Annotated in this window: 18 protein-coding genes; 17 read left to right on the forward strand and 1 reads right to left on the reverse strand. The window is 34.3% G+C overall.

Annotation, left to right across the window (positions count from 1 at the left end; genetic code table 11):
* Positions 1–2,178: endonuclease (locus tag DUZ96_RS03390; RefSeq protein WP_181855218.1), on the reverse strand; the 2,178-nt coding region annotated here is incomplete at its 3' end.
* Between the two features lie 284 nt (positions 2,179–2,462).
* Between DUZ96_RS03390 and gmd the strand changes: the two genes are divergently transcribed.
* The 17 genes from gmd (at position 2,463) to DUZ96_RS03475 (ending at position 22,110) form a co-directional block, all read left to right on the forward strand.
* Positions 2,463–3,578, forward strand: a complete 1,116-nt coding sequence (gene gmd / locus DUZ96_RS03395; protein ID WP_114300556.1) for a GDP-mannose 4,6-dehydratase — start codon at positions 2,463–2,465, stop codon at positions 3,576–3,578.
* 1 nt (position 3,579) lies between these two features.
* Positions 3,580–4,503, forward strand: a complete 924-nt coding sequence (locus DUZ96_RS03400; protein WP_309484644.1) for a GDP-L-fucose synthase — start codon at positions 3,580–3,582, stop codon at positions 4,501–4,503.
* A 179-nt stretch (positions 4,504–4,682) separates the two neighbouring features.
* Complete coding sequence (locus DUZ96_RS03405) at positions 4,683–6,020, forward strand: flippase (RefSeq protein WP_114300558.1); 1,338 nt, start codon at positions 4,683–4,685, stop codon at positions 6,018–6,020.
* Positions 6,021–6,041: 21 nt separating this feature from the next.
* Positions 6,042–6,800 carry a hypothetical protein gene (locus DUZ96_RS03410; RefSeq protein ID WP_114300559.1) on the forward strand — a complete coding sequence of 253 codons (759 nt, stop codon included), beginning with the start codon at positions 6,042–6,044 and terminating at the stop codon, positions 6,798–6,800.
* Positions 6,793–7,635, forward strand: a complete 843-nt coding sequence (locus DUZ96_RS03415; protein WP_114300560.1) for a nucleotidyltransferase domain-containing protein — start codon at positions 6,793–6,795, stop codon at positions 7,633–7,635. Before DUZ96_RS03410 ends, DUZ96_RS03415 begins: the two co-directional genes overlap by 8 nt.
* Positions 7,636–7,709: 74 nt before the next feature.
* Complete coding sequence (locus DUZ96_RS03420) at positions 7,710–8,453, forward strand: class I SAM-dependent methyltransferase (protein WP_114300561.1); 744 nt, start codon at positions 7,710–7,712, stop codon at positions 8,451–8,453.
* A 20-nt stretch (positions 8,454–8,473) separates the two neighbouring features.
* Complete coding sequence (locus DUZ96_RS03425; protein WP_114300562.1) at positions 8,474–9,436, forward strand: hypothetical protein; 963 nt, start codon at positions 8,474–8,476, stop codon at positions 9,434–9,436.
* A gap of 34 nt (positions 9,437–9,470) precedes the next feature.
* Positions 9,471–10,535 carry a glycosyltransferase family 4 protein gene (locus DUZ96_RS03430; RefSeq protein WP_181855219.1) on the forward strand — a complete coding sequence of 355 codons (1,065 nt, stop codon included), beginning with the start codon at positions 9,471–9,473 and terminating at the stop codon, positions 10,533–10,535.
* Positions 10,535–12,427: an asparagine synthase (glutamine-hydrolyzing) gene (asnB, locus tag DUZ96_RS03435; RefSeq protein ID WP_114300564.1), complete on the forward strand. Its 1,893-nt coding sequence runs from the start codon at positions 10,535–10,537 to the stop codon at positions 12,425–12,427. Before DUZ96_RS03430 ends, asnB begins: the two co-directional genes overlap by 1 nt.
* 21 nt (positions 12,428–12,448) lie before the next feature.
* Entirely contained in the window at positions 12,449–13,564 is a 1,116-nt protein-coding gene (locus DUZ96_RS03440; RefSeq protein ID WP_114300565.1) for a glycosyltransferase family 4 protein, read from the forward strand.
* The gene (locus DUZ96_RS03445; protein WP_114300566.1) at positions 13,557–14,756 is read left to right on the forward strand and encodes an O-antigen ligase; all 1,200 of its coding nucleotides are present in this window, start codon (positions 13,557–13,559) and stop codon (positions 14,754–14,756) included. The genes DUZ96_RS03440 and DUZ96_RS03445 overlap by 8 nt, the downstream gene beginning before the upstream one ends.
* Positions 14,737–15,855 (forward strand): glycosyltransferase family 4 protein, encoded by a 1,119-nt coding sequence (locus tag DUZ96_RS03450; RefSeq protein ID WP_114300567.1) that lies wholly within the window; start codon positions 14,737–14,739, stop codon positions 15,853–15,855. Before DUZ96_RS03445 ends, DUZ96_RS03450 begins: the two co-directional genes overlap by 20 nt.
* A complete protein-coding gene (locus DUZ96_RS03455) occupies positions 15,852–16,739 on the forward strand; it encodes a putative capsular polysaccharide synthesis family protein (RefSeq protein ID WP_147267048.1) in 888 nt (295 codons plus the stop codon). The genes DUZ96_RS03450 and DUZ96_RS03455 overlap by 4 nt, the downstream gene beginning before the upstream one ends.
* Entirely contained in the window at positions 16,724–17,482 is a 759-nt protein-coding gene (locus DUZ96_RS03460) for a WecB/TagA/CpsF family glycosyltransferase (protein WP_114300569.1), read from the forward strand. The genes DUZ96_RS03455 and DUZ96_RS03460 overlap by 16 nt, the downstream gene beginning before the upstream one ends.
* Positions 17,483–17,680: 198 nt before the next feature.
* Complete coding sequence (locus DUZ96_RS03465; RefSeq protein WP_114300570.1) at positions 17,681–18,442, forward strand: polysaccharide biosynthesis/export family protein; 762 nt, start codon at positions 17,681–17,683, stop codon at positions 18,440–18,442.
* 2 nt (positions 18,443–18,444) lie between these two features.
* Positions 18,445–20,790 carry a tyrosine-protein kinase domain-containing protein gene (locus tag DUZ96_RS03470; protein ID WP_181855220.1) on the forward strand — a complete coding sequence of 782 codons (2,346 nt, stop codon included), beginning with the start codon at positions 18,445–18,447 and terminating at the stop codon, positions 20,788–20,790.
* A gap of 216 nt (positions 20,791–21,006) precedes the next feature.
* Entirely contained in the window at positions 21,007–22,110 is a 1,104-nt protein-coding gene (locus tag DUZ96_RS03475) for an MraY family glycosyltransferase (RefSeq protein ID WP_114300572.1), read from the forward strand.
* Positions 22,111–22,150: the final 40 nt, after the last annotated feature.

The raw sequence follows: 22,150 nt of genomic DNA on the forward strand, positions 1-22,150 counted from the left end.
AAGGGTACCACCATCGCTGGTAGCGGCACGGTAACCCGTACCTGCGGTTATAACCGTACTGGCATCAGCCACAATATTATAATTGGTATAGTTGCCCGTTGTTTTATCAAAGGGTGCAAAGGCACGCAAATCGCCAGAGGCTAAAAGATTAGCATTGGCAGCATCATTGGCAAAAGCACCAAAGGTTTGCCCGCTCAGCGGTGCAGTGATCAGGTCGTTATCGTTGCTGTTACCATCATTGGTATAAGCATTGACCGCGCGGTTGTAGATAACAGTTCCTGCTATGATTGTGTTGTCTACAATAAAACTAGCATAGGCTGTACTTGTTGAATTTAAAATTAGGGTTCCTTGATTTTCAAGGGTAGAGGCTATAATACCTTTACCCGGACTTACTGCTACACTAGCATTAGATTCTAGTAAAAGTGAGCTTAGGTTTATATCATCTGTAATGGTAATGGTTTCATTACTACGTATTACTGCATTTTTAGATCCTGTAGCCATTGAGGGTGGGTTATTCCAGGCACCATTAGCATAGACCAAATAGTCTAAAATCTGTTCGTTACCCATGAGACCAGGGGAGCCAAAATCAGTATCAATGTTTTCAGAAGCGGTTGCCGTACGCCATAAGTTAAAGGTATTATTGTTTTCAGTAGTACTACCTATATAGATCATTGCAGCGCCAGTAGGATCTGGCCAGTTTATACCTCCGTCATATGCTACACGGTCTACTTCATTAGTATTAGTATCTGTGAGAATAATTTCATCAGCACCATTAGATAAGTCTATTCCGGTATATTCATAATCTACAAGAACACCACCATTAGTGTTTGAATCATTGTTCCTTCCAAGAACAATAAAATCTTCACCAGGAATTATTAAATCACCCACAATGCTATGCGAATCACCGTCATTATCACTAATGGTCCATCCATTTAAGTTTACAGAAGTGGTTTCAGCATTGTACAGTTCAAAATATTCACCATCGCTATCAAAAACTGCATTGGGGTTTTGCATGATCTCGGTGATTACTATATTGGGGATATCATTATCTATTATGGTAATGGTATGCTGCAATACCCTCAAAATAGCATTACCAGAGCTAATAGCTAGATTTAAAATAAGGGTTTCGGTATCATAGTCTGCATCGTCATTAATATCTAATGCTATATGCTGTGTGCCATCTGCTGTAAATGAAAGACTGCTTGTTATAAGGTTATAATCCGTTTCTTCTGCGCTAGATGCGCCATCAACGCTTACTGTTACAGACGCAGGGGCTTCATAATTAGAAAAAGTAACAGGTATTACAATAGTGTTGCTCGTATCCGTCTCTATGGTTGTAGAGTTATTGGTGACAAATCCTACACTTGGGCCTTGCGTATTTCCCCAAGTATCTGTAACGCCTGCAGGGCCACCCCAAATAATCGTAGCGAGGTAAGGATTGTCTATAAAAGGGTTTCGGTTGCCTTGATATCCATAAATAATCTCGTTTCTATTAATCTCATAGGCTGATACAGGATCATCCTTGTTCCATTCTAAAAAAATATCTGGGATATTAGCGTTGTAACTTTTAGGACCATACCCCACGGCATTGGCTAGGCACTGGACAGGATAGCGCGTGTACATATACATAATAATACGCGCCACATCCCCTTTATATTCATCACCAGGGTAAAATCCGTTTGTAGTTAAACCAGCATTACCGCTTCCTTCTTCGTATACATTGTTGTTTCTGGTAGAATTCATTTGAGTATCTGCAGCACGCAGGTTATGTACATCTGTCCCTGGGCCAGCACTACCGGTTTCTAGGATAGGATTGGCCAAAGATTTAGGGTACACATGTTCACGGTTCCAATAGCCGTTACAAAGGCCAACAAAATTACATATTAAACTTTTATCCCTAAGCCTATCAGTTTCTGGATCATTGTCATTATCATTATAACCGTACAGCAATAGCACATCTGTAGTGGTAAGGGTATCGGATTGTTGAAGTATATCCCAAGTATCGGTGCTGTTAGAGCTGTATGGGAATGCGGTTTGTACTGAAATTAGAGCGGTAAGGTCGTCTTTCACAGACGCACCTGTTTGGTTAAAGTCTATGCTATTATAGTATTCTGGTATTTGTGCCAGGAGCGCATTGACCAGAAATAGAAAAAGTATACTTAGCGCTTTACTTTTCATAGATGTAGGTTAGTATTTTAAACAATTTGGGTTGTTTAGTTCAGCGAAGATAAGAAAATATTAAATCTTACGACTTTATATTCTAGTCATACTCCGATAGAGCCTATGATTGGATTGATAATTTTCTTTTTATCGAGGGGTTTATTTTTTTACTTCAAGATTAATTTTCGTTTATAAAATCAAAGCTATGTTAATTAGTTTAGTTGCTATTATAATGTAAGTCCATTAAAATATTTTAGCTTTGTCGAGAATCAAGGTTTCGATGTAAAATTTAACTTTTTATAATGAGCAAAGTAGCATTTATTACTGGAGTCACAGGGCAAGATGGTGCCTATTTGAGTGAATTTTTGCTGAAAAAGGGTTATCAAGTGCATGGATTAAAGCGACGATCTTCCCTTTTTAATACTGATAGAATCGATCACTTATATCAAGATCCGCATGTCGACGATAGAAATTTTTTCTTGCATTATGGTGATATGACCGATAGTACAAATCTTATCAGATTAATCAAGGAGATTCAACCTGATGAAATCTATAATTTGGCGGCGATGAGTCATGTGGCAGTATCTTTTGAAATACCCGAATACACTGGTAATGCGGATGGACTTGGGACACTTCGAATTTTAGATGCAGTACGCCTATTGGGTCTAGAAAAGAAAACACGAATTTATCAAGCTTCAACTTCTGAACTCTATGGTAAGGTACAAGAAGTACCACAGTCTGAAACAACGCCATTTTATCCACGCTCTCCTTATGCTGTTGCTAAAATGTATGCCTTTTGGATTACGGTAAACTATAGGGAAGCTTATGGCATGTTTGCTTGTAATGGTATTTTATTTAATCACGAATCTCCTATACGAGGTGAAACGTTTGTTACGAGAAAAATCACTCGTGCGGTTTCAAGAATTGCTCTTGGATTGCAGGATAAATTTTACCTTGGAAATTTAGATGCACAGCGCGATTGGGGTCATGCTAAAGACTATGTTAGAATGATGTGGATGATACTACAGGCAGATGAGCCTGAGGATTGGGTAATAGCAACAGGTAAGACTACTAAAGTTAGGGAGTTCGTGCGTATGAGTTTCGCGGAGGTTGGTGTTGAGTTAGAATTTCAAGGAAAAGCAGAGGATGAAACGGCAATTGTTGTAAAATGTAATAATCCTAATTATCAGATAGAAATAGGAAAAGAAGTCTTAGCTGTAGATCCACGGTATTATAGACCAACGGAGGTAGATTTATTAATAGGTGACGCTAGTAAGGCAAAAGAGAAGTTAGGATGGGAATGTAAATATGATTTAAAAGGCTTGGTTAAGGATATGATGCAAGGTGACTTAAAGGTTATGCAAGAACAGCAGTTTCTTGAAGATGGAGGCTACAAAACCATGAATTACTATGAATAGTATTAATAAAAGCACCAAAATATATATTGCAGGACATAGAGGTATGGTTGGTTCTGCAGTTTGGAGAGCTTTAGAGCGTGAAGGACATACTAATCTTATTGGTAAAACAAGTAAAGAGTTAGACCTTAGAGATCAAAACAAGGTGTTAGACTTTATAGAGCATGAGCGACCTGAGATAATCATTGATGCTGCTGCAAAAGTTGGTGGAATTTTAGCCAATAATGACAACCCATACCCTTTTTTAATGGAGAATTTGCAGATTCAAAATAATTTAATAGATGCTGCTCATAAGCTTGATGTTAGTAAATTTATTTTTCTAGGCAGTTCTTGTATATATCCAAAATATGCTGCACAACCATTAAAAGAAGAGTATCTGCTCACCGATAGCTTAGAGCCAACAAATCAGTGGTATGCAATTGCGAAAATTGCTGGAGTTAAAGCTTGTGAGGCCATTAGAAAGCAATATGATAAGGATTTTGTGAGTTTAATGCCAACCAATCTTTATGGGCCAAACGATAATTTTGATTTACAGAGCTCACATGTGTTGCCTGCAATGATTCGAAAGTTTCATGAGGCTAAAGAGAATAATCACGCTCCAGTAATGCTTTGGGGAAGTGGTACACCTATGCGCGAGTTTTTGCATGTTGATGATTTGGCGGAGGCCGTGCTTTTTGCAGTTGAAAGTAACCTGCCTGAGCATTTATACAATGTTGGTATGGGAACAGATATTACTATAAAAATGTTGGCAGAAACCATACAGAAAACGGTAGGTCATCAAGGAGAGATTCATTGGGATAGTACTAAGCCAGATGGAACACCTAGAAAACTTATGGATAGCTCAAAACTGGAACAATTGGGTTGGAAATATAAAATTGATTTAGAAGAAGGGATATTAAGGACCTATGGATGGTATCTTAAAAACTAAATATAATTTGAATGCAAGAATTTTTGAGATTTGTTCGCGAGTACCTTGAGCCTGTTTTATACACTATTTTTTAGTTGTTTGATAAACGGTAAGGATATCCTATTTAAAAATTTCTCTAAAAATAGATTTGATAGAATGCCCCAGTTGTCAAATAAAATATTACTGTTAACAATCTTAGATTGATAAAAAAAATTACAAGACTAACCAACTTAGATCAAAATACCTCGGAGGTATTTAAGAAATCTATTCCTACTGCCTTTGTTAAGATCCTAGGGATGGTTTTGTCAATACTTATCAGTATTTTTTTAGGTAGGATGCTTGGAGCTGATGGTTTAGGTGTTATTAATCTATCTAATCGTATCGTAGCCATTTTACTAGTAGTATGTTTATTTGGGATGCGTCAGGTTTTGATTAAGGAAATCGCTATTGGTTACAGTGGAAATGATAATAAACGGATTGGCGATTCATTAAAAACGGCATATTTCTTCAATTTAATTTTATCGATTTCAGTATCTCTAATACTGATTCTTTTAAGTCCATGGCTAGCTAACAACTTTTTTGAAGTTCCAGAATTAGAAATGGTTTTGGTTATCAGTTTTATAGTTTTTCCATTTCAAATTTTAACTCGAATATTTTCATCAGGTCTAGCGGGATTTAGGAAAATTTGGCAGGCGAGTTTGGTGGACCAGACCCTTAGTACTTTTGTAACATTTTTAGTGTTGATGATTTATTACATCATTGATGTTGAAATCACTATTATTAATGTAATTATTGCTTATGTCATAGGTCGTTTTGTGGCAACAGTTGTCTTAGGGATTTATTGGAATACTATTTTCTCTTCAACAGAGAAAAACGAAAGAAAAACAAAAGAACTTTTAAAAACAGCTTTTCCAATTTTATTAGTTACTGTCACAGAGACTATATACAAAAATGTCGATATCATTATGATAGGTTGGTTGTGTTCAGCCAAAGAAGTTGGTATTTACACTGTGGCGTCTAGAATAGCAATTATATCAGGGTTTTTGTTGAACGTTGCTCATTCAGCCGTAGCACCGAAAGTAGCCGTTTTATATAATGACAATAAGAAAGAAGAGCTACAAACGCTTATTCAATATTTAACAGGTGCCTTATTTATTACTGCATTACTAATTTTGGTCATTTCTGTTGTGTTTAGCGAATTGATTCTTGCTATTTGGGGAACAGAATTTAAAAGTGGATATCTAGTTTTAATCATTTTGGCAATAGGGCAATTTTTTAATGTTTCTACCGGAACTGTGGGAACGATTTTGACTATGACTGGTTTTGAAAAGAAATTATTATCGGTTAATACATTTTTCATGATATTAAATTTAATTTTAAACTGTATATTTATTAATGCCTGGGGTATAGAAGGAGCAGCAGTTGCATACATGATTCTTATAATAGGTATGAATTTTACAAGAGTGTTTTATGTATATAAGTTTGTAGGAATTAGGATATTACCATGGGATAAAGTCTTAAACAGACTTAAACTTTAAATTTATTAGAAGTGCTATTATATGAATGGTATTAAATATGCTTTCGTTACAGGGGTTGGGAGATCTGGAACTACTTTTTTATCTCATTTATTATCACATTGCAAGGATGCGAATGTTCATCATGAGTTCGAACGAACTCGTGAGTTTCAATTATTGAGCTGGTACTTAGGCACTTCATATTGTCGGCCATATTTAGAAAAATTAAAAGCTGAGATAGAAGCGGATAACCTAAAGAACGATAGGTTTATAGATGTTAATGGTGGTTACAGGCACTGTACAGATGCTCTTGAAGAGGTTTTTAATACTAAAGAGATATTTCATATGGTGCGGCATCCAAAAGCTGTTGTGAGATCTTTATATACTAGACGAGATGAAAGAAATGTTCATTTTGTACCTAAAACGGAGTCAGAAATAGAGTGGTGGATTAAATCAGATAAATTTAGTCGCATTTGCTGGAATTGGAAAACGGACACAGAATTACTTTTGGAAAAGGGCCTAGATGTTTTACATTTTGAAAAGATAATAAGTGATTATGACTATTTTAAAATTCACCTTTTAGATAAAGTTGGCCTATACATGGATGAAAGTAGTTGGCAGAATGCAGTGGGTGTAAAAAAGAACAAAACTAAATCAAAGGTATACCGTTTTTTATATGCCAAATATAAGGGCAAGGCCTTTGTAGAAGATCGGTTGCCTGAATTTGAAGACTGGCCTTATGACTATAAGAAAACTTTTACAGACATTTGTGGTGAAACTATGACAAAGCTTGGCTATGAATGAGAATTCAGGACATGTAAAGGTAATAGTTGAGACGTATAAGGGTAATGCCTTAATTGTTGACCAAATAAGGAAACTAGTCATAAAAAAATACTCAGATGTATTTTATGCTGTAATTGTTCATGGGAGTGTCGCTACAAATGAAGTGGTTTCTTACAGTGATTTCGATGGGTTACTCATTGTAAAAGATGAATATGTTGATTCTAAGATTTTGAAACGTTTTGAGCAACAATCATTACGATTAATCTTCAATTTCGATCCTCTGCAGCATCACAAGTGGTTTAAAATTTCAGAACGTGATTTAAGTAATTATCCTGAAGATTATTTTCCAAATGCCATTTTAAATCATTCTAGACTGATGTATCCAATGGACGATGGCCTCGAATTGCAATTAAAGTTGAAGTCTAATTTGAATTACAATCTCACACTGATTGGGTTGCTAGATAAATTAGACGCTCAGCTTGAAAGAGGTTGGAGACCGCGCAATAGTTATCAGCTTAAAAGTTTTTTGAGCGAAATAATGTTATTGCCAAGCTTGTATTATAGTTTAAAAACAAACCGAGGGATTTTTAAAAAAGAGAGTTTTACCGCAGTAGCTCATGATTTTAGTGAATTGGAATGGATGCCTGTCGTAACGGCTTCTAAAATAAGAAACAATTGGGGCTATCCAATGAATCGCGTTCAAAAAGCTCTGCTAAGTATTACCAATTGGCGTGTAAGAAAAATTTCAGCTCGATTATTCGCGCCAGCCATAAAGGATGAAATAAAGGCAGAGTTGTCAGACAATTTTTACGCAAATCTTAGCTTATTTATCCAAAGAATAAGAAAAGACATTTAATTATATTTTTATCCTATGCTTTTCAATATATTGCGATTATTAGTCATCAAGTTTATTTTAACCTATTGTAGATTATGTTAGCAATTAGACATAGAAATGGGAAGTACTATTATTCTATTTTTCACAACCCAATATCGCGAGTTTTAAAGGCGAAATTATTTATAAAATATTTTGATTTTGTTGATAAACGAGATACTGTTTTAGATTATGGGTCTGGAGATGCACCTTATAAAAAGATGCTTATAGAATACTTCGATAATTATGTCTCGGCAGATTACGAGGTTACAAACATGAAACACAACAGGAGGCCTGAAATTGGTATTGATGATGATCAAAAAGTTGATGTTGGGGATAATACCTTCTCTTGTGTTGTATTGTCTGAAGTCTTAGAGCATATTTATAAACCACACGAAGCCTTACAAGAAATAAGACGAATTGTTGTTCCAGAAGGATATGTTATTGGCACAGTGCCATTTTTTATGTGGGAACACGAGAAGCCTTACGATTTTCACAGGTATACGTATTTCTGTTTAAAGCACATGTTTGAAGAAAACGGTTTTGAAATCGTAAAACTCGATTATGTTGGAGATAATTTAGGAGTTCTTACTTACATTCATAGTAAGTTTTTTGGTGTTTTTATAAAGCCTTTAAGAACAATAAAACCACTACATTTTATTTTAAAAACCCTTATTAATCTTCCAGGCTTTATCTATTATCTTTTAATAAAAATAAAATTTGTAGAACGACTATTGAAAAAGTATTTTGGTGAGTATCCGTTTGGATTTGCTTTCTTAATAAAAAAATCAAAAGACCAGTAGAAGGCGTTAACAACAAACAAATGGGATTAAAATTTATAGATTTTCCGACGTTTATTGAGGCTGACAAATACGACATCTTAAAAGCGAAAATCGTATCAGATTTAAAGTCTAAGGATGTTATAAAGAGTATTTATCAAATGGGTTCTGTGAGAGAACCTGGCATTTCTGATTTAGATATTATTTGTGTATTTAAGAATGGTTCTAGTTTGGATTTGGATTATAGAAGCACCCTAAGCGAAAATGAAAAAGCCATATTAACTCACGGTTTGTTTGGAATTGAGAAGCGTTTTTTCGCTCAATCTATGAACTATGGTTTAGTTTCTAATTTAAATTTGCTTCATGGTGAGAATTTAAACTACCAAAATCAAGATTCTCAAATTGACCATGCCATAAAAATTCAAATAGCCTTTGAATATCTAGTTAAAATGTTCATCTCATTAGATGTTCAGGTGACATTGGGAATTATAAAATTGAGATCTTTTTTATTAGAGGCTAGAGCTATTTTTTTTGATTTAGAACTGTTAGGTGTTAAAGAAGGAAAACTATACGATTGTGTTGAAACGGTTATTGCGTATCGAAAGGCTTGGTTCGAGAAGGATTTTGATGTATCGACCCTATCTGAATTAATACTACTGTTTCATAAAGAGCTAGGTGACTTTCTGAAATCAGAATGTAATGCCAAGAACTTTTATCTACCTGTACCTGATGTTAAATTGCCCCTTAATTACAGAATCCTTATGGCTCAGAAGTTTTATGTAAAGCATAAAGGAATAGTGCTTCCGAATCTGCTAAGTTTTTTAGGAAGAAAATATATAAATCTGCAAACACGGTTTAACACATTTACTTATCATATACCATTTGATTTACCTAAAAATGATTCAGCAGTGGAAATGAGATTTAAGTTTTATGAAAATTTGGTTAAAGTGAATACCTCATCATATAGACACTTTATACCCTTAACAACAAGTTTATCGATTTTTTAATTAAAATTTAGTATTGAGAGTTGTACATTACATTGTGAGCCTAGGATTCGGCGGTATCGAGCGTTTAGTCTATGATTTGGTATCTGAACAGAAGATATATTCAGAGATCAAACCATCTGTTGGAATTGCAAAACTAAAAGGTGAGTTTAAAACTGAATTTGATGCTTTGGATGTACCTTTAATAAACTTAAACCTTAATTCGGGATATGATTTTAACCCTTTAAAAATCAATAGAATACGAAAAGTTTTTAAGCAGCAAGATATAGTTCACTTGCATGGATTTCATCTCAGTGTGGCTGTTGCAGCCTTGTTATCTAGGACAAAGCTTATTTACACGGAGCATGGAAATTTTGGTTTCGGCAGAAATCACACACGTTCTGATAAGTTTAGTTTTTTGTTTAGACGACTTTTTTTTAGATGGAGCTCGGTTAATATCTGTTGCAATTCTAATTTTACGAAATGGTATTTAAAGAAGCATTTTTATGATGGTCCAAGATCCATTACAGTACATAATGGGGTGTCGTTTAATAAAAAGATTAAGTCAGGTATTGTTGATGTGCTAAAATCGGAATATTCAGATAGTTTTGTTATTGGAACAACAACTAGACTCGCTGGATTTAAAAGAATAGATCGGTTAATTGAAGTGTTTGCGGCATTTTTAAAGGTCCACAAAAATGCCATTTTAATGATTGTTGGTGATGGACCGAAAAAGGAGCAGTTAATGGAAAAAACAAATGCCTTAAATATAGCATCTAAAGTTGTATTTGAGGGATTTCAACAAGAAGTTACAAGCTATCAATCCTTTTTTGATGTTGCAATTTTTCCATCGCAAAACGAACCTTTTGGCTTAGTCGCCGTAGAATGCCTAAAATTGCAAAAACCGGTATTAGTATTTAAGGATGGTGGTGGAATCTGTGAAATTATAGACCGATTTACTCCAGAAGATGTATGTGAAGATTATAATGTTATGCTAGATAGACTGTTGTATTATTCTAAAAATAAGTATGAATGGAGTGATGAGAAGTCAGCAGAGCTTGATTATTTTAGTGTTAGTAGAATGGAAAGAATGTATTTTAATCAATATAAAAGTATTTTGTAATGTGTGGAATTAATGGTGTTTTACAGTTTTCTGATTTTAATATTGATTTAGGAAGTGCTATTAATAGTATGAACAAAAGGCTTGACCACCGAGGTCCAGATGATAATGGTTCATGGATAAGCAAATCTAAAAATATAGGATTGGGTCAAACTCGCTTGAGTATTATTGACTTGTCTTCAGCAGGGCATCAGCCGATGCTTGATAATGAGAATATTATTGTTTACAATGGTGAAGTCTTTAATTATCAACAATTGAACAGCTCTCATCTTAGTGACGCAAAGTTCTTTTCGAGCTCAGATACAGAAACCATTTTAAAGCTATACAATAAGCTAGGAATAAAGGCTATTGAAAAGCTGAATGGCATGTTTGCTTTTGGCATTTGGGATGCCAAAAAAGAGGAATTAATTTTAGCGAGAGATCGTTCTGGTAAAAAGCCACTGTACTATACGAATATGGGTGGGAAATTTGTCTTTTCATCTGAGTTGAAGGCTATTTTTGAGCTACCTTGGATTGATAAATCATTAGATAACGAAGCACTTTATGATTTCTTAACCTTCAATAATGTCTTAACTCCTAAAACCATGTTTAAGGATATATTTAAGTTTATACCTGGACATTATATGGTGGTTAATAAAGATGGTATAAGGACCTATGAACCCTATCAAAATTTAACTCAAAGTACACTTCATTTTTCTTCCGAGAAAGAACTGGCTAACATTGTCTATAATAAGCTTGAAGAGTCTGTATCTTCACGTATGATTTCGGATGTTCCTGTTGGGGCTTTTTTAAGCGGCGGTGTAGATTCTTCGGCCATTGTGGCTTTAATGCGACAAAATACCTCTAATGATATCAAAACCTTTACAATTGGTTTTGAGGGGCAACCCGATTATAATGAATTGACCTATGCCGATCAAATCTCAAAGACCTTTGATACTAATCATTTTGTAAAAACAGTAACTCCAAATGATTTACTCGATTTTATTCCGAAAATAACAGAGATTTACGATGAACCTCAGGCAGATACAACAGCAATCCCTATTTATTTTATTTCAAAACTAGCCAAGGAAGAAAATATAAAGGTCGTACTTAATGGTGATGGGCCTGACGAATTATTCAGTGGTTATAGTAGTTATGAACGCTATGTAAAGCTCAATACGTATTTTAAAATAGCAGAAAAAGCGCCACAATTTGTTAAAAATCTTGCGCCTTCGTTTACCAAAATGATTAATGAAGGTACACCCATGCATGAAATGGCCAATAGATTAGCTAATAATCAGGATTTTTATTGGCCTGGAGCCAGTGGATTTAAAGAGGGAATTAAAGCAGATCTAATATCTAAGAATTTTAAAGAAAAAATTGGTAATCATTCGTCATATCATTATGTAGAACAACTCAAAAAAGATTATAAGCAATTTTTAAATGGCAACACCTATGATTATATTAATTGGTTGTCGTATTCCGGATATAGAAATGCGATTACAGAACGATTTTTGTTTAGAGCAGATCGGCTAGGAATGGCTAATTCAATTGAAGCTCGCAGCCCATTTCTCAATCATGAAATGGTGCATTTGGCCTTGGCTATTCCTGGTAAGTATAAAATTAAGAATGGCATTAATAAATACATTTTAAAAAAATCCTTAGAACGTATTTTACCACATGATATTTTATACAGAAAGAAGATGGGGTTTTGCTTACCAATTAAAGAATGGGCCAATGACACCATATATTATGCCGTTAAAGATAATCTCAAACAGTTTAATAAGGACACGGGATTTTTTAATAGTGAAACCGTCAACATACAGTTAGAGTTATTAAAACAAGGCAAGGAAGAATACACTAATAATATCTGGACCATTTATTTTTTAATGAATTGGTATAAACGTTGGTTTTAGACCCAGTAAGATTTTAAAAACATGGTAAAAGTACTCTGGCTAACGCCTAATTTTAATCACTATAAAGCTAGATTTCTAAATCATCTAGCAAGTGAATCAGATATTGATTTACACCTAATTAGTGGTACAGGTAGAACAGGGTATGGCGATAAAGAGTTGCATAAGAACTGGTTGTTTAAACATAATCAATTACCAGTTTCTAAGAAAAGATTTGGATTTTCTGTGAAGGCTGCTAAAGCAATTAAAAGTGAGTTTTCAGAATTTGACTGGGTTTTAATTTCTACAGAGAAAAAGAATTTACTTCTTTTTATATATTTAATATGGCTTAGGTTTTTAGCCCGTAAAAAAGGTGAAAATACAAAGCTATTTACCTACTGTCATCCATTAACCAAATCAGGTGGTGGTAAAATCACCATATTTGATTTGTGGATAACAAAGTTCTATTTTAAACATTTTGATAGGGTAATTTTTTATACTGAACAAAGCCATGACCTTGCTGTAAAACATGGCTATATAAATAGGGAAAAGGCGTATTGGGCGAATAATACAATTGATACAACAGAGATTGACAAGGTTTATTCATTTTCGTACCCACCAGATAAACCGTTGCATATCGTTTTTATTGGCCGATTAATCCCATCTAAAAAGGTCAGTTTAGCGATATCTTATTTTGAAGAATTGCAAAAGCGTTTAGATGGCGAAGCAATTATATTAGATGTCATTGGCGATGGGCCAGATGTAGAAATTGTAGAAAATGCAGCAAAGGCAAATACACATATTGTTTGGCATGGAGCATTAATAGAAGAGCATGAGATTGCACCCATAATGCAGAATGCTAGTTTCGTTTTTTTACCTGGTGATTCTGGACTTTCCATAAATCATGCATTTGCTTATGGACGGCCCTATTTAACACTAGAGTCTGATAATCATGGTCCAGAAATTAGTTATATTGAGGATAATTTAAACGGTATGATATTGCCTCAAGTTAAAAAAGCATCTAATCTAGAGAAAATAAAGACTCTCGTTAAAGATAAGGCGCTACTTCATAGGTACTGTGATGCCGCAAAAAAGAAGAGCTTAGAAATTTCTTTGCCACACTGGATATTAAAAGTTAAAAATACGCTTTTAGATGATTAGTTTAAGTAAGAAATATAAATTACGAAGTTATGCACTATTAATTTTAGTGATATTATTTGTGTTCAGAATCACTTTACTAATTAGGACAAGAGATGCTGGGTCGTATACGAGCTTAGACTTATTTAATTTAATTCAAATAGGCAGTGTACTGATTCTAGCCGTTCTATTATTAAAATACAAAAGCTTATTTGTTACCTTTAAAAAACAGTCTATAAATTATTTCATCGGACTGTTCCTATTGGGCATGATTTCAGGTATTTGGTCTGAGAACTTTTTTTATTCGTCCTATCGTGCGTTTGAAGCCTTCGTATTGTTTATGGCATGTATCTCAATACTAAATTATAGCAGTTACGATTTTAAGATAATTGAAAAGTCATTTTTAAGACTAATATTACTTGTTGGTGTGTTGAGCTTTCTTGGTCTATTAGCTAGACGTAGTTCAATATCACTTGCAGGATTACATAATAATAGTTACACCATAACAGGTGCAATTATGGCTTCATATTGTTTTGGTAGCTTATTGGGCCCAGAGTACTACGATAACCGAAAGAAAATCCTTAAGCGTTATTTTGGTTTTGGTTTATTTCTCACCATTATAGGTACTAGCTTGGGTTCATTTTTATCATTTTTAGTTGCTGTGGTAATTATCATGGCACTCTCTCCTAAAAAGAACAAGAGTTTTATATTTATTATGGCTGCAATCATTGCAGTAATAGTTGTAGGTATTGTAAACGCTGATGTTATTCAGGATTTAATACTAATTAATAAAGATGCAGAGGAAATAGAAGGCTTAAATGGGCGAACTAGACTTTGGGAAATGTATCTTGAAATGATTTATGAAAGACCATTCCTGGGCTGGGGATTTGACATTATAGCCAGAAGTGCAGAGTTTTATACTACAAATACTCACTTTTTTCTAATTTCTATTTTAGGAGGTATGGGACTACTAGGAATCTTCGTGTTTTTTGTGGGCTTTATTAAACTAATTTTTGAGCTATTTAAATATAATAGACACAAACTGCCATCTCGACTCGGATTTATGGGTGGGCTAGCAGCGGCCTTTATAAATGGCGGCAGTAAGGGATATATTGGCGAACATGTATATCCTGAAACCTTGAGTTTCCTTTTATTGCTAATCTTTTTTTCAATTTGTTATCAGAGACTTTATTTGCATGCAAAACAAAAACCCTAAATCTAAAATATTATTTTTGGCGCAGTTACCACCACCTGTTCATGGTGCTTCACAGCGCAATTTATCTGTAGCACAGAGTAAAATAATAAATGATAATTTCGACTTAATTTTACTTCCATTGAGTTTTTCCAAGACTATTAAGGAGCTAGGAAAAACATCTACAAAAAAGTTCTTTTTATTCTTAAAGTTTGTAGCTAGATTATTAGGACTGTTACTAAAGCATAAGTTTTCATTTGCGTATTATACTATATCGGTAAGGCCTATTGGTATTCTAAGAGATGCGCTCATTATATTTATTTTGAGATTTTTTAGAGTTAGATTATTATATCACTTACGTAATAAAGGTGTTAAAAACTACAGCAAGAATATAATTTTAAGACAAGTTTACCAATGGGTGTTTAAGAAGAGTCAGGTTATATGTCTTAGTAAAAGCATTTCGTTAGATATAGTGAATTTTATTAAGGATGAACAGTTATTCATTGTACCAAATGGAATAAAAATTTCAAGTGTTAATATAAAGGAGGACCCCTCTGCAGAAGTACTTAACTTCATATACCTTTCACATCTAAGAAAATCTAAGGGTATCTTGGAGTTTTTGGGCGCGTTTAAGGAGCTTAAAAATCAAGGTTACAACATAACGGCAACAATCGTTGGGGATGAGGGTGATATTGGATTTGATGGGGTTAGTGATTTTTGTGTTAACAATGGAATTGAAAATGATGTCAATGTTGAAGGACCACTTTACGATAACCAAAAATTTGAAGCATTAAGCAAGGCCGATGTGTTTGTATTTCCAACGTACTATTACAATGAGATTTTTCCAGGAGTTATTTTAGAAGCTATGCAAATGCAACTTCCAATTATTACAACTAATGAGGGTGCTATTGGTGACATAATTCAACACAATATCAATGGCCTAATTGTTAAAAGAAGAGATGTGAAATCAACTGCAGATGCAATGACCTACCTTATTGAGAATCCAGATATTAGAACTAAAATTGCACGTCAAGCTAATGAAGATTTTTATAATAAATATACCATGAAAGTATTTGAAGAGAATATGCTCAAGGTGTTTAAAGTGGTTGACAGTAAAAGGTGAATTTTCGAAATACAAATACTGGTATATTATTGCGTCGATGGATGGCTAAATGGTTGTTTTATCCTGTATATGTGTTACAATATCTTGTCATTTATTATAGACTTTTTGTTACCAATACGTCCAAACCTTTAGTTATTGTGCTTACCATCGGAAAGGTGGGTTCTTCCTCAATTTATTACAGTTTAAAACAGCAATTGACTAATCGTATTTTTCATATTCATTATTTATCTGATAAAGGCATTGAGACATCTTGGAAAAAACATAAAACATCAAGTAGAAAGTCCGTACCATTGCATTTAATTACAAGTAAAATTCTAAGCAAGCTTCTAAAAAAGGTAAATTATAAAACGTATATCATTACCGTGTTCAGAGAGCCTGTTCAACGTAAACTATCCTCTTTTTTTCAAAACTTAGATCAGTTTAAAAATGAGGTAGATTTAAAAGGTCTCAATTTTGATGAAACTAAGATTAAGGCAGTATTAAATGACGATTATATCAATAGTATTATAAACGAGGAAGATCAATGGATTAACCAAGAACTTAAATCAACATTTAATTTTAATGTTTATAATATGGAGGACATATTGAAAGATCATTTTATAATAGAAAGACTAAATAATTTTGAACTTCTTGCCTTAAAGATGGAAAGCCTCAATTCGTGTTTTATTCAAGCGATATCTCAATTTTTTAACACTAAGGAAGACATTGTTCTAGAGACTTTTAATGATGGAGGTGAAAAATATTATAACCAATCTTATAAAGAATTTAAGGATTCCTTTAAATTAGAAGCGGCAACATTAGATCGTATATGTAATACTACATATTTTAGGACTTTTTATAGTGATGAAGAAACTAAGGTTAGGAAAAAATGGGTCAAAAGTTAAACGACAGAATTGAAAGTATAGAGCTTTTCGGATTTAATATCAATACATCAATAAATGAGTTAAGTGTTGATAGCGATCAAAAAATTGTGGTCAATACTATAAATCCACATTCTTATTGTATTTCAAAGCGCGACAAGTTATTTAGTAATGCTTTGCATGCTAGTGATATACTTTTACCTGACGGTGTTGGCATTGTAATTGCATCAAAATTTGTAAATCGAAAATCAATCAGAAAAATAGCAGGTTACGATTTATTTCTCCATCTCATGCATACCTTAAATAAGAGTAATGGATCTTGTTTTTTTCTTGGGGCGTCACAGAATACGCTTGATTTAATAGAAAGTAAAGCCAAATACGAATATCCTAATGTGACTGTACATAGTTATTCGCCTCCTTATAAGAATAGCTTTTCTCAAGAAGACTCGGATAAAATGTGCATGATGGTCAATGCGCATAAACCTGACGTATTGTTTGTTGGAATGACAGCTCCGAAGCAAGAAAAATGGGTATTCAATTTTAAAGATCATCTCGATGCGAATATTATTTGTTCAATTGGAGCTGTATTTGATTTTTATGCTGAAAATGTGAAACGTCCCCATCGGTTTTGGATAAAAATAGGTCTAGAATGGTTTCCTAGATTTATTAAAGAACCTAGAAGATTGGCAGAACGGAATTTAGTTTCAACACCGAAGTTTATTTTAGAAATGTTGAGTCAGAAGCTCTTTGGAAAAGGTATTCTGTGATTTCAAGGATTTAGTATTTTGAAACAACGAATCAAGTAGTATTTGTAACTTTTTTAATAATCTTAATCCGTTATCATTACCCTAAAAAAAATAGAAAATTTAATAAGATCTAACGGGATCAATATTTAAAAAATGAATCTACAATATCACTTTAGTAATAATTCCAAATACCTTATCTTTGGGCATAAAATTGAATTAATGAAGATAGTATATAGTTATGCCTTAATCATCTTGTTTCTAACGTCTTGTGCCTCAAAAAAGGACATCTATTACTTACAAGATGCCCCTACTAATGGGGTTGGTACCTTTAATTACGCCTCTGCAGACATACAACCCAATGATATTTTAAAAATTACCGTAGAGAGTGATGTACCAGAAACCGCATTACCTTACAACAGAGGAGCTGTTCAGGGTGGGATAGCCCAAAATATTCAGGTACTGCAGCTCGATGGTTATTTGGTAGATGTTGATGGTACTATTGACTTCCCAGTACTAGGAAAAATTTCAACAACCAATAAAACAACCGCAGCCTTGGCAGACGCTATAAAATCAAAATTAATTGCGGGTAGCCATTTGGCCGCACCCAATGTTAACGTGCGTTTAATTAATGCCAAGGTGACAATTTTAGGCGAGGTCAATCAACCCGGTACCTATAACTTTACAGAGCAAAACATAACCCTAATGCAGGCCTTAGGCTATGCTGGGGATTTAACGATTAATGGGAAGCGTAATGATATATTACTTACCAGAGAAATTAATGGTATGCGCCAGATTACGCATATTGATTTGACCTCTGCTAAATTTATGAATAGTCCTTACTATTTTGTAAAACCCAATGATCTTATTGTGGTGAATCCCAATAACCCCAGAGTAAAAAACGCAGGCTATATAGCCAATGTAGGGACTGTATTAACTATTGCTTCACTCGCCTTGAGTGTTAGTATTTTATTAACGCGTTAATGATGGAAGTACCAAACACTAATTCGTTTTTAGTTGAAGAGGACAACCTTGATATAAAAAGGGTGGTAGGGCGTTATTTACGTTTTTGGCCTTGGTTTGTATTTACAGTGGTTTTTGCCTTGTCTACTGCCTATATTTACCTTAAGTATGCCCCGCGTATTTATGAGACCACAGCTAAGATTAAAGTATTAGACGAGGGTGACGGTTTAGAGTTACCAACGGCAGCCTTTATCTTTAAACGTAGTAATATCAATTTAGAAAATGAAATTGAAATACTTAACTCCTACATTATTAGCGAGCGCGTGGTACGACAACTTAACTTGAGTACGCGTTTTTATGAGGAAGGGAGAATACAGACCTCGCCTGTTTGGGAGTTGCCCTTTGCGTATACGGCGCTTACATCTATGGATAGTATAAAAGGCAACTTAGCGTATAAGATAGAGATAGAAAACGCTGCATTAGAGATTACAGATCTTAATACTGAGGCAACCATAAGTTTTCCAGATTTACAAACGGCGAATGTAGCGCACAGCCTACCATTTGACTTGCGGTATGAGCCTTTGGCAGATATGCCATTAGAAAAATTAGAAGGAAAAACCTATCTGGTCTATTTGACTTCGGTGAAACAAGCGACCTTAAATTTAAAAAAGCAATTATTAGTGGAGTCGGTAGGTGAGCAGAGCGATTTGCTACAAATCACGATCAAAGCTGAAAACACAGAACGATCAGAGCACATATTAAACACCCTTATTGATGTGTTTAATAGTGACGGTATTGCAGATAGACAGTTGGTCTCTAAACGTACTATAGATTTTATTGATGAGCGCTTTGTCTATTTGGCAGAAGAGCTAGATTCTATTGAAGTGAATCGTCAGGATTTTAAGCAAGACAATAATTTGACAGATCTGGTAGCTGATGCCCAAATAGACCTTGAACTGCGCACCCAATCTGAAGGTGAGGTGTTTAGGATTGACAATCAGCTGGTGTTAGCCAGATTGCTCCAAACCTCATTAAACGAGGTCTCCGAGACCGATTTATTACCTGCTAATATTGGACTAGAAAATGGGGGGATCAATACTTTGATTACAGATTATAATTTAGCTGTCATCAATAGAGATAAACTTACCAAAAGTGGTGGTGAAAACAACCCAATGGCAAAGGTAGCCGCCTTACAGGTAGAGGATTTAAAAGCCAATATTAATCAGTCCATTAAGGCGTACATTAGGCAGTTAGAGGCGTCACAAAACCAGCTTAATACAAGAAATAACAAGTATACCAGTAGAGTGGAGCAATTGCCTGAAAAGGAAAAATTGTTACGTGCTATTGAACGTCAGCAGAAAATAAAAGAGAGCCTATATTTATTGCTACTTCAAAAACGTGAGGAAGCGGCCATTAACTTAGCCATTACTGAGCCCTCTATAAAAGTGGTAGAATATGCCTTAACGGGCCTATTACCGATTTCTCCAAAATCTAGTATAGTGTACGCAGGTGCTTTACTCGGGGGCTTACTTATACCGTTTGGTGTGATGTACCTTATGTTTATGTTAGACACCAAGGTGCATACCCGAGAGGATATTGAGAGTGTTACCGCACAAATACCGGTATTGGTAGAGCTACCAGAGATAAAAAAGGGTACGCATGCTATATTTAGTGACCCTAATGCTACAAGCGTACTCGCGGAGTCGTTTAGAATATTGGCGGCCAATGCGGATTATATGTTGCCAAAAGCTGAGGGATCTGGGAGTCAAGTTATTTTTTGTACCTCTGCTATTAAGGGTGAGGGTAAAACCTTTACAAGTCTCAATTTATCATTAGCCCTGTCTAGTTTAAATAAGAAGGTGTTGCTTATTGGGGCAGATATGCGTAATCCGCAAATACATGGGTATATAGGTGCCTCTAAAAAAGACTTGGGTTTATCTAGTTATTTAAATGATACGGACACCGATTGGAAAGCCTTGCTTAAGCAGGGTTTTGAAAATCACCCTTGTCATAGTATACTTTTATCGGGTCCCATACCACCAAACCCTGCGCACTTGTTAACTAACGGCCGTTTTGAGCAGATGTTAGCGCAGGCTAAGACCATGTTTGATTATATTATAGTAGATACGGCACCTACAATTTTGGTAACGGATACCTTTTTAATATCTAAATATGCAGATTTAATTCTGTTTTTGACGAAGGCCAACTATACCGAGAAAAAATTATTAGACTTTTCTAAAGCGTTGCAAGCTTCTGGTAAGCTGAAGAATATGGCCTACGTTATAAATAGCGTCGGTGCAGGCAAGTCTTATAGCTATGGCTATGGGTATAATTACGGGTATAATTACGGTTACGGTAGTACCGCTTAATGTGTTTTATAATTATGGGAAACTATGATATACCTTAAAAAATGATTGAAATACCTATTTTTTATCTGAATTTGACCAGATTTTAATAGAAATTATCATAGATAGTTTTTAATTTTATGTTTTATAATGACCTTATGAAAAAAGATTTTTTTAATGGAATATTAGTAATAGGCTGATTGGATTTATCTACCTTTAAGTGTATTATGTCATAAGATTATGTTTAAACTTTTTTTTGAAGACTTCAATCCACAAGACCATCTTTTTTGGTGGTTGTTTATCGCCTTTTTTTTTGCGTTTATAATTGCATATACAACGTTCCCAACGGTCATTTATATAAGTAAGCAAAAACAATTAATGGATGAACCCGGAGGCAGAAGTATGCACAAAAACACGACACCAACCTTAGGGGGTATAAGTATTTATTTTAGTCTTATCGTTGTAATGACCATCGTTGGTGCCTTTTTAAATACCAAAACCTTAGTATTGGTAATGGGGGGATTGACCATATTATTTTTTATGGGACTTAAAGATGATTTAACAATCATTTCACCAATAAAAAAGCTTTTTGGACAATTACTCGCAGCTGGTCTACTTATCGTTTTTACAGATACGCGTATTTTGGGCTTTTCTTCTATTATGGGTGTTAATGAACTGCCCTATTGGATATCTATTGCTTTTACTCTATTTGTATATGTATTAATTATTAATGCCTATAATCTTATTGATGGTGTAGATGGTTTGGCAGGTTCAATTGCTTTGGGAGTATGTCTGGTTTTTACATATTTATTTGTTGATGCAGGAAAATTGAGTTTGGCAACACTAGCTATAGCACTTGTTGGAAGCTTACTCGCTTATTTAAGATTTAATTTTTCTGGTAAGAATAAAATTTTTATGGGTGATACGGGCACTATGGTTGTAGGGTTTTTGCTAGCTTTTTTTACGATTAGTTTTATCAATTTGGCACAAACTGATAGTAGTTCTGTCTATTTTAGATATGCACCTGTTTTAGCATTTGCACTATTGTTTTATCCTTTAATAGATACATTACGCGTCTTCTTTTTACGTATTGTAATTTACAAGAAAAGTCCCTTTGCAGCAGACAGAAAGCATATACACCACAAATATTTATTTTTTGGTTTCACCCATGCCCAAACGACACTATTGATTGCATCCTTTAACGTTATCATTGTGTTTTTGACGTTTTTTATAGCCATTGAATATGATCTTACTTTAAACAGACAAATTTTACTACTTATGGTCTATGGATCTTACTTATATTTGATACCAGTGTTTTTTAAATGGTTGTTTAAAACATTCTAGGCTTAAAAATATAGCATACGTATTAAATAGTGTAGGAGCC

This window comes from Winogradskyella sp. KYW1333, assembly GCF_003335675.1.
Taxonomy (GTDB): domain Bacteria; phylum Bacteroidota; class Bacteroidia; order Flavobacteriales; family Flavobacteriaceae; genus Winogradskyella.

Excerpts from the sequence above, each read along its gene's own strand:
- DUZ96_RS03415 (WP_114300560.1), top strand. The coding sequence starts at position 6,793 with ATGAATGAGAATTCAGGACATGTAAAGGTAATAGTTGAGACGTATAAG.
- DUZ96_RS03445 (WP_114300566.1), top strand. The coding sequence starts at position 13,557 with ATGATTAGTTTAAGTAAGAAATATAAATTACGAAGTTATGCACTATTA.
- DUZ96_RS03410 (WP_114300559.1), top strand. The coding sequence starts at position 6,042 with ATGAATGGTATTAAATATGCTTTCGTTACAGGGGTTGGGAGATCTGGA.
- DUZ96_RS03420 (WP_114300561.1), top strand. The coding sequence starts at position 7,710 with ATGTTAGCAATTAGACATAGAAATGGGAAGTACTATTATTCTATTTTT.
- gmd (WP_114300556.1), top strand. The coding sequence starts at position 2,463 with ATGAGCAAAGTAGCATTTATTACTGGAGTCACAGGGCAAGATGGTGCC.
- asnB (WP_114300564.1), top strand. The coding sequence starts at position 10,535 with ATGTGTGGAATTAATGGTGTTTTACAGTTTTCTGATTTTAATATTGAT.
- DUZ96_RS03465 (WP_114300570.1), top strand. The coding sequence starts at position 17,681 with ATGAAGATAGTATATAGTTATGCCTTAATCATCTTGTTTCTAACGTCT.
- DUZ96_RS03470 (WP_181855220.1), top strand. The coding sequence starts at position 18,445 with ATGGAAGTACCAAACACTAATTCGTTTTTAGTTGAAGAGGACAACCTT.
- DUZ96_RS03425 (WP_114300562.1), top strand. The coding sequence starts at position 8,474 with ATGGGATTAAAATTTATAGATTTTCCGACGTTTATTGAGGCTGACAAA.
- DUZ96_RS03450 (WP_114300567.1), top strand. The coding sequence starts at position 14,737 with ATGCAAAACAAAAACCCTAAATCTAAAATATTATTTTTGGCGCAGTTA.
- DUZ96_RS03475 (WP_114300572.1), top strand. The coding sequence starts at position 21,007 with ATGTTTAAACTTTTTTTTGAAGACTTCAATCCACAAGACCATCTTTTT.
- DUZ96_RS03460 (WP_114300569.1), top strand. The coding sequence starts at position 16,724 with ATGGGTCAAAAGTTAAACGACAGAATTGAAAGTATAGAGCTTTTCGGA.
- DUZ96_RS03440 (WP_114300565.1), top strand. The coding sequence starts at position 12,449 with ATGGTAAAAGTACTCTGGCTAACGCCTAATTTTAATCACTATAAAGCT.